Raw genomic sequence first — 13,620 nt, 5'->3', positions numbered from 1 at the left:
CGTGCCCGGTGCCGCAGGTGACCAAGTGGTGACGCCACGGTGACGTCGCCCGGATAGCCTCGCGGGCACCCACCGCTGTTCCTGGAGGGACCGTGACCGCTCCGAACGCCACCCACGTCCACGTCCCTGCACGACCGGTCCGGGCGGCCACCGGCCCGTCACCCGTGCCGGCCGAGCGGCACGCCGACTTCCGGGCCGCCGCCCTGGAAACCGCGGCCCGCCTCGGCGCCGGGCTCGGCGGTGACCTGACGCTGGTCCCGACGCACGCGCCCACCTGCGGAGTGCGCGCCCTGCTCGGGGGCGGGACGCCGCTGCCCGCCGCCGTGCGCAGCGAGGAGGAGACCCGGTTCGGCGTCCCGCTGGACGACGTGCGGGTGCACGACAACGCCGCCGCACACCGGCTGGCCACACGCCACCTCGCCCGGGCACTCACCGTCGGCCGGGACATCGTCTTCAACGACGGCCACTACCGCCCCGACTCCTGGGCGGGCCGCGGGCTGCTCGCCCACGAGCTGGCTCACGCCGTCCAGCAGAGCGCCGCCGCAGCGGCCGGGCCCGTCTCCCCCGCACACGAAGCCGCAGCCGACGCCGCCGCCCTGGCCGCGGTGAGCGGCGGGCCGGTGCACGGCCGCGCCGTACGCACCGGGCCGCCCGCATCGGTCGGTCTCCAGGCCTCTCCCCTGTCGAAGGCGGAGATCGCGGTCCTGCTGCTGCCGCAGGTCACCGCCCGCATCACCGAGAACGAGCGGGAGGCCTCGACGTTCGTCATCTCCGAGGCGTACCGGGAGGAGCTCGGCCGGGAGCACACCTGGCTGCTCCAGCGCTTCACCGCACTCGCCGGCGCGCGGCGCTCCGCTGCGGACGAGGTGCAGCCCACCCCTCCCCTGGCCTACGAGACGCTGGCCGCAGTCGAGTCGGAGCTCGTCCAGCTCGAACCGCTGGCGCTCCACATCATCGCGGACGCTCCCGTCCACCCGCGTGACCATGCACTGAACACCGTCCGCGGCGTCCTCAGGAGGGCGCAGGGGGACCGGGACTTCATCCGGCAGTTCGCCGCCCAGGGGGGCGCGACGACACCTGCGGCGCAGGCAGCAGCCGCCCGGGTGCAGCGGCTGGTGGACCGGCTCACGCCCGTGGCCGCGCAGGCCGAGCAGTGGCACACCGCCAATCCGGCCGGCCAGAGCCTCGGCATGCGGAACGAGGCCCTGGGCACCTCGCTGGCCGGCACGGCCCTGGCGGACTGGGACCGTGGCGGCTGGTACTACCTCAGGGGTGTCGCCGCCTTCGTCGGGGCCGGCGGCATCGCCCTGGTCGACGCCGGCGAGCAGCTGCTCTCCTTCGGGTACCACGACGCGGCGACCGCCGTCTCCAAGGCCTACACCCAGGGCGACATCTCCTGGAACGAGGGCGAGAGCATCCTCTGGAGCGCCGCCTGGCGCGCGGTCCTGACGGCGGCCATCACCCGCGGCGCCGGGGCCGCGACCAGCAGGCTCGGCGCAGCCGCGACCCGCGTGGCCGGGTTGGCCCCGCGGACGGTGGGAGCCGGGCTGCTCTCGGGCGGGGTGGCCGGCGGCACCGCCGCGGCAGCCACCCTGGGCGCCCAGGCCGTCCTGACCACCGCGCTCCAGAGCCACTTCGCAAGCCCCGCCGGCCGCGCGATCTGGCAGCGGGGCATGCCCTCCGGAACGGAGTGGGCGCTCGCGATCCCGCTCGGCATCGTGCTCGGAGCTGCCGCGGGTGCCCGGGCCGTACGACTGGGCAACGAGAAGTTGATCGGCTCGACCGTCACCACCTCGTACGGGGAGGACCTGCGGATCGTGGCCATCACCCCGGAGGGGCAGGTGGTGCTGGAGCCGGTGGCGGGGCTGCGCACCCCGCCACCGGCCCCACCACCCTCCACAGCGATCGAACTGGTCTACGACCCGGCGTCGCGGGCCTGGCGACCGCTTCGCCCGCCGGGCACCGTCGCGGGCGCGGAGGCCGGGGGTACGAAGCCGGCGGCTCCCGGCGTGCCGGGAGCCGCCGCCGACCGCCCGCCCGCGCTGCCCCCGCACACCGGGCCTTCCGCACCGGGAGGCAGACCCGCGCCGCCGACCGAACCGGGTCCGACCGTCAGACCCTCCGCCGCGCCCACCGCAGGCGCGCCCGCCCTGCCGCCCGCTCCGGCCCCCGTCACACCGAAGACCACGGCCGCCGGTGTCCGAGTGGCCGAGACGCAGCAGGCACTCACCGCCGCCGCGCGGGAGACCGCGCTGGCCCGCGCGGAGGTGGCCACGGCCACCGGCGAGTTCCGGGCCGCACAGGCCGGACGACGGCCCGGTGGGCCGACGGTCCGACAGGCGCAGGACGCCCTGCGACGGGCGGAGAACCGACTCGCCCGGCTGACGGCCGGCGAGGCGACCGCGCGTGCCGAGGCCACGGCAGCCGCCCAGGCGCAGACCAAAATCGTTCGCCTGGAGACCGCCAGAGCCCGACTCACCCGGGAGATCACCGCCGAGCTCAACCCGCCGCAGGGGTTCACCCCCGAGCAGGTGCGCGCCGGGCGCAAGGCCGGCGTGGTGCCCTCGACGGGAAGCCCGGCCGGCGCCGAGTATCGTCGACTCACGGCCGAACTCGGCTCGGTGGAGCGGGATTTGGCCGCCGAAGTCCAGGGCTTGCGGCGAAGCGTGGCCGATCGGGTGGCGGCCGCGGCACCGGGCCGGGCCGGGCGGGCGCCCGCACTCCGCAATGCGGAGACGCTCCCGACGCCGCTCCGGCCGGTGAACGGTGCACCTGTCGACGTCACCACCGGTCAACCCATCAACGGGGGTTGGGAGGTCGATCATCTGATGCCGCGAGCGGAGATCGCCCGGGACCCGCGCTTCGCCCGGCTCTCCCCTCTCCAGCAGGACGCGATGCTGCTGGACGTGCCGGAGAACTACCTCCCGATGAGCAAGCAGGCGAACCTCTCGAAGAGCGACTGGACGGTCAACGAGTGGATCGCCCGCCGCGCCGCCGACGGCCGCCCGCTGCCGCCGGCGATCGCCGAGGCCCTCCGTGACGCCGACAGGCTCGCCCGGGCCGCGATCGAGGCGAGGTTCGGATCCTTCCTGGGCAGGTAGCCGTACCCCCACCGCCCGGCGGTCCCGCTCGGGCGGTGGGGGTGGGTGGCAGCGGTTGTGAGGTGGCGGCGCACCGGGGGGTCAGGGGGCGACGCGGGTCGGTTTGAAGGCGAGGCGGAGGTCGTCCACCTTGGCGACCTGGCCGGCGGTGACGCGGACGAGGGCGAGCGGGGCGTAGACGTGGTCGGTGCCGTGCGGGGCGGCCTCGGCGGGTTCGCCGTCCGCATCCCGGGGCCAGAGGACGTCGCCGATCGCCGTCCGGGCGGGGAACGTCCAGTAGTCGCCGGTGCGGTAGCGGACGTTCGGCTCGGTCGGCGGGCGGAACCGGATCCGGATGCCGTCCTCCAGGGTCAGCCAGCCGGTGCCCGACAAGGGGATGGGCAGAGCTCCGTCGTTGGCCGGGCGCGGGATGTCCGGTCCGCCGGGCGTCTCGGGGTGGTCCCAGAGGCGCAGCAGCGGGTGGCGGTCGGCGCCGAGGGGCTCGTCGAGCGCGGTGTCGAGGTGGACGACGTAGTCCTCGCCCTCGTCGTCGACGTCCACCACCCGGGCCAGGTGACCCGGGAGGCCGTGCAGGGTGGTGTGGTCGTCGACGACCTCCACCAGGGTGCCGACGCCGGGCGCGGTGCGCTTGTCGCGCGGCGGGTCGCGCAGGACGGCGGTGGTGCCCGCGGCGTTCAGCAGCGGGTGGGTGATCGAGCCGTTGTCACGGGACCAGGTGAAGGTCGGCGGGCCGGCGTCGCCGGTGCCGCGGTGGATCTGGACGCGGTAGAGCTGGTTCTCGGGCCCGAGGTAGCCGGCCGCCGGATCGGCCGCGCAGGGCTCCACCGGGCCGGCGCCGCGGTCGGCCCGGACGGTGAGCCCGCCCCGGTCGGGTGGCTGGAGGAAGGCCTCCCACTCGGGCCAGTGCGCGGCGATGTCGGCCGCATCCAGCTTCCGGCCCGGCGGAGGCGTCCGGGTCAGCCGGACCTGCCAGACCAGCCGGGTGCGGCTGCAGGTGTCGGGGCCGCCGAGGGCGACCTCGCGGATGGAGTCGTCCTCGGCGGCGGAGAGGTGCCGCTCCCAGACGTCGAGGTAGGCCAGGTGGTCGCCGTCCGGCGGCGCGCCGAGGTCCGGGAGGTCCGGCTGGGCCGTGTAGAGCAGATCGGTCTCGTTCTCGCAGGCCCGGCCGCGGACCCAGTAGCGGCCCCGGCCGATCCGCAACGCACCGGCCGCCTCGCCGACCGTGCCGATCAGGAAGGCGGAGCCGCGGGCCGTCCCGTCGGGCGAGGCGGTGCCGTGCGGGCCGATCAGGTCCTCGGCGAGGGCCTGGAGGTGGTGCAGCAGGATGGCGACCTGCTCGTTGCCGTCGGCCGGCAGCGTCACCCGGCCCTGCTGCTGGATCACGCGCAGGAAGTGCCGGCGCGGGTCGAAGCTGAACCGCTCGACGTCGGCGTGCATTCGGGTCCTCACTTCACAAGGGGCGTCGGTGGGGCGGTGGGCGGGCCGCGCGCGGAGGCCCGCGCGGACCCGTGCGGTCAGTCGGCGAGGAGGACGGCGGCGTCCAGGCCGGCCGGGACGTACTCGGCCAGCCGGGTGCGCAGCGCGGCCAGTCGCTGGGGCAGGAAGAGGTCGTGGTGGACGCCGAGTTCGGAGCCGTCGTCGGCGCCGGCGCGGATCTCCTCGGCGCAGTCGGCGGCGAGCTGGGCATAGCCGGCGTCGGGGTAGCGGACGGAGGTGAAGCGCGGGCGCAGTCGGCGCTCGGTCGCGGCCACGAGGTCGGGTGCCGGTGCGTCGCCGAGGGCGGCGAGCGCGGTGTCCGGCTGGCAGTGGAAGCGCCGGGGTGTCCGGGAGCCGGTCGGCACCCAGCAGAAGCGCAGGCAGCCGCGGGAGCGCCGGGCGGCCTTGACCCGACCGGTGAAGACGGTGTTCTCGCCGCGCTCGACCGCCTGGACCTGGACGGTGCCCAGGACGGTCGTCCGGGCGATGTCCAGCACCGCGCGGGCCGGGGCGGGGCCGCCGGCGCCGACGGCCTCCTGGTCCCGGTGGGTGGCGTCGAGGACGGAGTCGGCCACGGTCAGCCGGAGCGGTTCGCCGCGGTCGGGGCCGGGGGCGGCTTCGACCTGCACCGGTCCGAGGACGGAGTGGCTGATCTCGACCTCGGCGCCGGGCAGGGCGGACAGCTCCAGCGAGGGCGGGGCGGGCCGGTCGTCGTCGCACGGCACGCCGGGGGCCCAGCCGGGGACGAGCGTGCAGTGCCGGATCACCACCCGGGTGGGCGGGCAGCACTCGCCGGCGCAGCCGCAGCCGCAGTCCCCGCAGGAGGTGCGGGGACTGCCGGGACCGTCGCCCCGGCCGTCGCGATCACCATGGCCGTGGCCGTTGTGGTCACCATGGCCGTGGTCGTTGTGGTCGCCGTGGCCGTGGTCGTTGTGGCCGTTGTGGCCGTTGTGGTCGTGGTGGCCGGGGCCGTTGGGGTTCCCGTGGCCGTGGTGCTCCGGTCGGCGGCCGGCGACGTGGACCGACCGGCCGCCGACCAGCAGCCCGTCCAGGGTGAACCGGCTACCCGGGGCCAGTCGGACCGCCAGCGAGTCCGGCCCGTCGGCGTGCCGGTCGGCCAGCCAGAGCACCGGCCGGGTGCGCCGGGCGGCGCGGATCAGCAGGTGCTGGTGCCGCCCGAGGGACAGCTCCGCGGTCACGCCGAGCACCTCGGACCGGGTGATCTCGACGACCGCGAATCTCGGCCGGTCCCGCTTCCAGTCGTGCAGGGCGGCCTGGAACTCCGCCGCCGTGGCGACGCCCCGGTACCAGCGGGCGGGCCGGATCAGCGCCGGCCAGAGCTCCTCCAGGTGCCCGCGGTTGGCCACCAGCAGCGGGCCTCCGGCGGGCGCCGGCCGGTCCGGGTGGGCCAGGGTGAACAGTTCCTCGTCGGCGAGCGCGGCGTTGAGCGCCTCGGTGAGCGCCTCGGTGAGCACCTCGGGGGTGTCCCCGCCCGACCAGTGGCGCCGGATCAGCTCCGCCTCCGGCCGGTCGCCCGCCCGGACCGCCGCCAGCAGGGCGGCCGGGTCGGCGAGGTCGGCTGCCCGGACCCGGTAGGTGTCGGCCTCGGGCGGCTCCGGCAGCGGCCGCAAGTACTCCCCGCCGCCGAGGTCGGCGGCCCGGCCGTAGTGGTAGCCGACCCGGACGTGGCGCGGCGGGTTGCGCCGGGGGAAGAGCATCCGGCCGAGCACCGGGTCGACGGCGACGGTGCCGGGCAGCGGGCGGTAGGCGTCCCAGTCGCCGAGGTCCGCCGGGATCACCCGGTCGGCCGGCACCGGGCTGCCCTCGCCGCGCCGCGGCCAGTCCGGCGCGTGGATCACCAGGGACCGGCCCTCGCCGTAGTACCGCGGGTCGGCCCGGCCCAGCCGCCCGAGGGCGCGCCGGTCGATCGGGGCGGGCAGGTCGGCCGGCTCCAGCGGGTGACGCCTGCGGTCACCGTCCGGTCCGGCTCCCGGCGCGCCCGTTCCCGCGCCTGGGCCCGTTCCTGTACCCGCACCTGTGCCGGTGCCCGGACCCGCGCCGCGGCCGAACAGCTGGAGCGGGAACCCTGCGGGGTCGAAGGTGAACGCCCACCGCCCGACCCGCTCGACCTGCCCGGCCTGGCTGTGCGTCACCGGGTAGGCGCGCAGCCGCGAGACGTAGAGGCCCACTCCGGGGATGTTGTGCAGCCCGGTGGTGCGGTGCGAGCCCGGCCGCCGGACGTCCACGGTGTGCGCCAGGGCGTCGAACGGCCCGCCGAGGCGGTCGAGCAGCGTGCCCGCGCGCAGGTCTGCGGTCCGGCCGCGGTCGGGCTGCGGGTGGTTGAGCTGCTGGTGCCGGGCGAGCAGCCGGTAGGCCTCGACGGCGTGGCCGGGCAACCCGGCGACGTCCAGGGCGAGGTCCTCCAGCAGCGCCCGGGTGCCCTTGCGGCGCCGGTGGCGCAGCGTGTTGGCGATGTCCTGGCGCGGTGCCAGGGCCGAACGCCGGGCCAGATCGCGGCCGGTGAGCCCGGCGGCCGTCCAGCCGGCGTCCGGGACGGGCGTCCAGCCGACCAGGTCGGCGAGGTAGGGCACCACCCAGTCCTCGGCGGTCTCCACGAACCAGTTCTCGTACTGCCGGGCGATGTCCTCCTCGATCACCTGCATCTGCTCGGCGATCACCCGCAGCAGGTCGCGCAGCGGGTGGCCGGCCGCCTCGTCGCGCATCCGGTGCACCAGCGGCAGCAGGTCGAACAGGCGGTCGGCGGCGGTGTGCGGGATTCGCGGCGTCATGCGGCGTCCTCCTTGAGGTCGAGGAGTTCGGGCAGCTCGGCGGCGGCGCACAGGTGCTGGGCAGGCAACAGGTCGTAGCCCTCGCCGCGGCGGGCGCCGAGGGCCGGGAGCCAGGGGCCGGGTGGACCGCCCAGGGCACCGGTCGAGCCGTGGGCCCCGACGGCGCGTAGCCTCAGGAACCGGCTGAACCGCACGCCAGGGACGGCCTGCAGCACGGCCACCACTTCAGAGCCCGTGAGCTGTTGGGCAAGCTCACGGCGGGTCGGGTCGAAGGCGTCCAGCAGGGCCGCCCGCAGCCGCGGTTCGACGGTGCTCCACTCGTGGTCGGGCAGCAGCCCCACCGACGCTCTCACCCCCAGCACCAGCCGCTCGGCGGGCAGCACCTGGATCCGGACCGACGGGTCGCCGTAACGGCGCAGCGCGGTGCGCAGGTCGGCGACCACGTCGGAGTCCCGGTCCAGGACGGCGCCGTCGGCGCCGGTGACGGTGACCACGACGAGCCCGCCCCGTCCGTCGGAGAGCCGGTCGGCGGCAGCCTTGCCGACGCCGGCGAAGGCCCGAGCGAAGTCGGCGTAGTCGGTCAGCGAGACCAGCCGGTCGAAGGTCTTCAGCGGGAGCAGGGCGTTGACCCGGGCCTGGTCCGGCCGTTCCGAGTCGGTGCCGCCGGTGGCGGGCACCGGGTTGACGACGTCCCGGACGCCGAGCGGTTTGGTGGCGAGCAGGGTGATCCGGCCGGCCGCGGTGTTGCCGGCGGCGCCGATGCCGGTGCGGTAGCGGGCGCGGATGTTCTCGGTGCCGGTCGGCGGGCGTCGGCCGGCCGTCCCGTCCGGGAAGACCACGGTGGTGGCGTCGCGTTCGTCGGTCTCGGTGACGTACCCGCGGTCGTCCGGACCGAGGCCGAGGAATCGGGGCCGCTCCGGCCAGCGGACGGCGTCGACGGTCACCTCCAGGGTGCTCGCGGTACCGGTCGGGGTTGGGGCGGAGACGTGGGTGAGCGGGCCGCTGCGCAGGGCGAAGCGCTGACCGGCGACGGAGGCGTCACCGCTGCCGAGCACCTCGGCGCGGGTCTCGCCGTGGGTGGCGTGCACGACGTTGCCGTGGACGACCACGGTGTCACGCCGGTAGCGGTGCGCGAGTGGGCGCTCCAGCAGCAGGAAGGTGTGGTTGCGCTCGCCGGGCGCGGGGCTGCCGATCGGGGCGGCGGGGTCGTCGTTCGGGGCCGGGCCATGGCTCACCGCGGAAACCTTGACGAGTTCGGCGGCGGCGACGCCGGTGACGCCGAGCAGGTCGGCGCGTTCGCCGGAGACCACCAGCAGGCGTCCGGGCTCCAGGCTCTCAACCAGCCCGGCGAGCTCCACCATGCTGCCGCGCACCGGTTCGGTGATCGGGAGTTCGGCCAGCGGGAGCAGCTCGGGGGCGGCGTGGACGGTGACCGCCCGCAGCTGCTTCATCGTGCCCGGTACCGGCCACCTGTCCTTCCCTCCGAGGGTGATCCGGGTGGTCCGGGTCGACAGTCCGTACTCCGCCCGGGACACCGAGTCGACGGTGAAGGGCGCTTCGTCGCCGACCACGGTGAACTGCTCGGTGTCCGCCGTTTCCAGGCGGCCGCGGCGGTCCTGGTGCCCGTCCGACCGGCTCGACGGCGCCACCTCCACCACGGCGACGGTGCCGGAGCGGATCTCCCGGTAGGCGTTGTCGAGGTGGATGACCGTCGACGTCTCCTCGACGTCCCAGTCTGTCCACTCCTCCATGGGCGTAGGCCGCTCGTTCTGGAATCCCGGCTTGAGGGGGGCGTTGTGCCCGAACAGCGGGGCGGTCACGCGCAGGGCGTAAACCTGTGTGGCCGGTGGTGCGCTGACGGTGGTTCCGGCCCACGCGGTGTGCAGAGATCCGGCGAGCTCGGGGTGGAGGAGTTCGGCGAGCCGCAGCTTGTCGTCGCGCACCGTCGCCGTCGCCGTGACTCCGAGGGGCACCTCCTCCTGAGAGGCGTTCACCAGCCGCCCGACCAGGTCGCCCAGACCGCTGAGCGGATCCGGCACCGGTGGCTCCGACACAGCGCCGCCGGCCAGCACGACCCGGGTGCGCCTGTGCTCCTGGTCCTCCTCCACGGCACCGACCCGCCGCGGCTTGTACACCGCGCCCGCGGCGGTCGCGATCCGCAGGACCAGCAGGTCGTTGGCCTTCAACCGGGTGGCGATGCCGTCGAGCCAGAGCTCCGGCACGTCATCGGCCCGCCGCACGGTGATCACCTGTGGCCTGGTGGTGCGGATCTGCAGCCGGTTGGCGGCGGCGAGCGCCGGCAGCGGTGCGCTCGTCTCGTACGCCTGGGGCAGTTCGCCGGGGCCGGGCAGGCTCTGCACCTTGGTTCCGGCCGGGATCAGCTCCCGGTGCCCGGCCTCCAGCGTGAACGCCAGGTGGGTACCGGCCGCGACGCCCGGGCGGGGGCGGTAGCCGATCAGCCGGGTGAGCTCGTGCACCGAGCGGTCCTCGCGCGCGGTGCGCAGGTAGCCCTCGTTGCCGCGCAGCTCCTGGTAGAAGGTCAGCACATCGGCGACGGCGGCCCAGGCGTCGCAGAGCGCGACGGCCGGGTCGTCGGCCGCACGGGTGGTCAGGCCGGCGAGGCCCGGCAGGTCGGCGGTGGCGAGCCGGTCGAGCATCGCGGCCAGGAAGGTCGGGTGGGTTCCCACGCGAAGGCGCAGGGCGGGCAGCCCGGGCGGGTTGGCCACCGGGCCGGGGGGCGGGCCGCCGGTGCGTTCGCAGCAGCCGCAGGTCCGTTCGGTCATCGGCCGCCTCCTGCGACGACGGTGAACCGGCCGCCGTGCGGCCGGGTGGTGTCCAGTACCGCGATCTCGCGCGGGCCGATCGGGAGCACGCCGCGGTCGAGCGCGCCCCGGTCCGGTTCGCCCTGGCGCCGCAGCACGGTGATCTCGGCGGCGGCGACCCCGGGCACCGCCTGGGCCGCGGCGAGCGCCCGGCCGACGTACACGCCCTCGCCGAACGTCCACCGGTCCGGATGGAACCAGCCGAGCCGCCCGTCCGGCAGCACCCCGGCCGAGAACTCCTCCCGCAGCGCCTGGGCGACCTGTGCCCGGACGTGGAACGGCTCGACACAGACGGTGAGTTCGAGCTCCACCGGCACCCCGGTGGCGGGGGTGACCCGCAGGTCGTGGCCGAGTCGGCGGGCGCGCTCCAGAGCAGCGGTGATCCGCGCCCGGGTGCACTCCTCGTCCCCGCCGCCCCCGGCCGGCGCGCAGCCGCAGCGGGCGACGGCGGCGCCGAGCCGCGGGTCGAGCGCGACGTCGGCCTCGTACCAGCTGCCGGTCCAGACCAGGTCGGCCGCGGCGCCTTGCAGGCGGTCGCCGCCGGCCCGGCGGGCCAGCTCGGCGTAGTCCTCGGGGACGACGGCCCGTTCGCGGAAGGCCCGGAAGGCCTGCGGGACGGCCGGCCGCGCTGCGGCGGGCGTCTCGGGCGCGGTTCCGCCGACCGCCGGCAGCGGGTTGCGCGGGCGGACCACGAGGTCGTGCCCGCCGACACCGCGCCGCAGCGCCAGGTGGGTGATGGCCTCGGCCCCGACGTTCCCGGCCGGGCCCGCACCGATGCGGTAGCGGGCGGTGAACGAGGCCCCCGGGTCCGGCCGTCGCCCGGTGCGGCCGTCGCCGAACCGGAGCCGGGTGACCCGCTCGTCGTCGGTCTCGGCGACGAAGAGCCGGTCCTCGGGCCCGGCGGCCAGCAGGTCCTGGGCGGGCAGCCAGACCGCTCCGCCGACGGTCTCGGTCAGCCGGACGGCGGGGGCGGCGGCGCGCGGGTCGCGGCGGAGCAGGTCGGCGGCGGACGGCGGGCAGGCGCAGCCGCCGGAGCCGGGACTGGGACTGGGACTGGTGCCCGGGCCGGGGCCGGGGAGCTCGGGAAGCGGCTCGGCGTGGGTGACGTCGGGCCGGGCCAACCGGGGGCGGAACCGGCCTGCGGCGGGCGCCTGTTCGGCCGGGCGGCACTCGCCCGCGCAGCGCGGCGCCTCCTCGGCACCCGGCACCGGGCCGAGCGGCTCCTCGACCCGGGTGCCGTGGTCGACCGGCACGACGTTCCCGCGGGCCGTGCTCACCCCGGTGAGCGGGCGGCAGTCCGGGGCCGGGCCGAGGGTGGAGACGCAGAGCGGGAAGGGCAGGGCGTCCGGATCGCCCCAGCCGACGTCCAGCACGTGGGTGCGGCAGACCTCGTCGTACCCGGGCTCCGTCCAGGTGAGGCGGACGACGTGCCGGTGCGTCGGGTCGGCGTCCGCCGGGAGGCCGGTGCGCGGGCCGCGCACCTCCTCCAGCAGGAGCAGGTCGCCCGGTCGCAGGCGCAGCCGGTGCGGGCCCGGCGGGGCGTCGACGAGGGTGACCGCGGTCGAGCCGGCCGGCAGGCAGCACTCTCCGTCGCCCCAGTCGTGGATGCGGATCTCGTTGTGGGCGGGGAAGAGCCGCAGCGGGCGGTCCGGGTCGTCGGTGAGCGGTTCGAAGCCGTGCGTGCCGTCGAGGGCCTGCGGCGGCAGCTCCTCCCAGCGCAGCGGGTGGCCGGGCGGCGGTGCGCCGTCGAAGGCGGTGAACAGGGCGACGTCACCGGCCCGCCACGGCGGGTGCGGCTCGGCCTCGACCCGGACGTGGACGAAGGCGCGGGCGTTGCAGCCCTCGTGCAGCAGGTAGTCGACCAGCCGGGCGTGACGGCGCACCGAGATCCGGCGGCGGGCGGTCCCGAGGTAGGCCTCGGTGGCCACCGCGTCCTGGTGGTAGCTCAGCAGGTCGGCGGTGTGGGCGAGCAGTTCGGCCAGGGTGACGCCGAGGTCGGGCAGGTGGCGCTCGGTCCAGCCCGGCACCAGTAGGCCGAGCCGGTCGAGGATCAGCCGCCGGAACGAGGCGTAGTCCTTGGCGAGGTAGTCGAGCGCGGGGGCGGGCGGCGGAGCCGGCGGGCAGTCCGGACCGGGCGGGCAGTCGGTGTCGGCGGCGCGGCCGGCGCAGAAGCCGAACGGCGCCCGGTGGCGGCGGACGTCGAAACCGTGCAACGGCCGCCGGCCCGGGTGGCCGTGCGGGCCGGGTTCCACCAGGGCGAGGTGGTAGGTGGTGCCGTCGCCGGCCCGGTCGAGGGTGACCTCCAGGCAGCCGTCCTCGTCCTCGTCGTGCGGCGGCCTCGCCCGTACGGCGAGCACGTGGAGACGGCGGGCGCCGGGGACCGCGTCGATCCTCAGGTGATCGGTCGTCAGTCCGTCCGGGACCGGCCCGAGCAGGCTGACGCAGAGGGCGACCGTGCCGTCCGCGGGGTCGGGATCGGCCACCTCGACGGCGTCGATCCCGTTGAGGCCCCGGCGGACCAGCAGCTCCCGGCGGTGGTCGGTGGCACAGTGCAGATCGGTGGCGCGGCGGAGGTCGGTGGCGCGGTGGAGGTCGGTGGCGCGGTGGAGGTCGGGTTCGGCTGTCATCGGGGCACCTCGCGGACGAAGCGGGCCTCGGTCTCCTGACCGGTGCGCCGGACCACGTACCGGACGTCCACGGTCAGCACCGACTCGTGGGCGGTGGCGCGCAGTTCGAGGAGGTCGAGCACGTCGCCGAGCCAGCGCTGGACGGCCGCGCGGGCGGTGTACTCGACGGTGGCGGCGAGTTCGGGGCTGTTGGGGTTGAAGAGCAGCTGGAGCAGGCCGCAGCCGAAGTCCGGCCGGTTGACCCGCTCGCCGGGCGAGGTGAACAGCAGCTGCTCCAGCAACTCGCGGACGTGCTGCGGGTAGCCGGCGGGCGCGGCGGTGCGCCCCCGCGCGTCGAAGCCGAACGGGAAGGCGAGGTCGACCCGACCGAGCCCGGCCACCGGGCTGCTCATACCGCCACCACCCGCTGCTGCGCCGAGACGGCCACCAGCGGCGTGCCGCTCGGCGCGGCCGTGGCCCGGCTGTCGAGGAGCACCAGCGGCATCACCCCGCCGGCCAGCACCCGCAGCGACCCGGTCGTCCAGGCCGCGGTCACGCAGGGGCCGTTGGCGGCGGGCGGCGGCGGCAGCGGGCAGCCCGCCACCAGGTGCTGCACCTGCTGGACGCAGACGGGCAGGTTGTTCACCAGCACCCGCGGATAGGTGCTGGCTGGCACGGCGCGGCCGCCGTGCGCGCACTGGACGACGGCGCCCTGGTGCAGGATCGGTCCCGGCATCGGCTGGTCCCCCACTTCTCTGGTCTCGCTGCTCTCGCTGGTCTCGCCGGCGTCGCTGGTCTCGGGGTTCTCGGTCGTCTCAGGGGTCTC

At 76.2% G+C, this 13,620-nt stretch carries 7 protein-coding genes; 1 reads left to right on the top strand and 6 read right to left on the bottom strand.

The annotated features are described in order from the left end of the window. The first annotated feature begins 92 nt into the window (after positions 1-92). Positions 93-3,101 (top strand): DUF4157 domain-containing protein, encoded by a 3,009-nt coding sequence (locus ACIPSC_RS13540; RefSeq protein ID WP_400825467.1) that lies wholly within the window; start codon positions 93-95, stop codon positions 3,099-3,101. Between the two features lie 81 nt (positions 3,102-3,182). Here the strand turns inward: ACIPSC_RS13540 and ACIPSC_RS13535 are convergent, their stop codons facing one another. The 6 genes from ACIPSC_RS13535 to ACIPSC_RS13510 all read right to left on the bottom strand — a co-directional run bounded on the left by ACIPSC_RS13535 (position 3,183) and on the right by ACIPSC_RS13510 (position 13,530). After that, complete coding sequence (locus tag ACIPSC_RS13535) at positions 3,183-4,538, bottom strand: DUF6519 domain-containing protein (RefSeq protein ID WP_400825466.1); 1,356 nt, start codon at positions 4,536-4,538, stop codon at positions 3,183-3,185. 77 nt (positions 4,539-4,615) lie between these two features. Next, the gene (locus ACIPSC_RS13530) at positions 4,616-7,366 is read right to left on the bottom strand and encodes a hypothetical protein (RefSeq protein WP_400825465.1); all 2,751 of its coding nucleotides are present in this window, start codon (positions 7,364-7,366) and stop codon (positions 4,616-4,618) included. Further along, positions 7,363-10,149 (bottom strand): putative baseplate assembly protein, encoded by a 2,787-nt coding sequence (locus tag ACIPSC_RS13525; RefSeq protein ID WP_400825463.1) that lies wholly within the window; start codon positions 10,147-10,149, stop codon positions 7,363-7,365. Before ACIPSC_RS13525 ends, ACIPSC_RS13530 begins: the two co-directional genes overlap by 4 nt. After that, on the bottom strand, positions 10,146-12,815 hold the full coding sequence (locus ACIPSC_RS13520; protein WP_400825462.1) for a putative baseplate assembly protein: 2,670 nt from the start codon (positions 12,813-12,815) through the stop codon (positions 10,146-10,148). Before ACIPSC_RS13520 ends, ACIPSC_RS13525 begins: the two co-directional genes overlap by 4 nt. Then, entirely contained in the window at positions 12,812-13,207 is a 396-nt protein-coding gene (locus ACIPSC_RS13515; protein WP_400825460.1) for a GPW/gp25 family protein, read from the bottom strand. Before ACIPSC_RS13515 ends, ACIPSC_RS13520 begins: the two co-directional genes overlap by 4 nt. Further along, positions 13,204-13,530 carry a hypothetical protein gene (locus tag ACIPSC_RS13510; protein ID WP_400825459.1) on the bottom strand — a complete coding sequence of 109 codons (327 nt, stop codon included), beginning with the start codon at positions 13,528-13,530 and terminating at the stop codon, positions 13,204-13,206. Before ACIPSC_RS13510 ends, ACIPSC_RS13515 begins: the two co-directional genes overlap by 4 nt. Positions 13,531-13,620 lie beyond the last annotated feature (90 nt).

Source organism: Kitasatospora sp. NPDC090091, assembly GCF_044747365.1.
Taxonomy (GTDB): Bacteria; Actinomycetota; Actinomycetes; order Streptomycetales; family Streptomycetaceae; genus Kitasatospora.
This window is presented reverse-complemented; position numbering and strand designations above follow the sequence as displayed.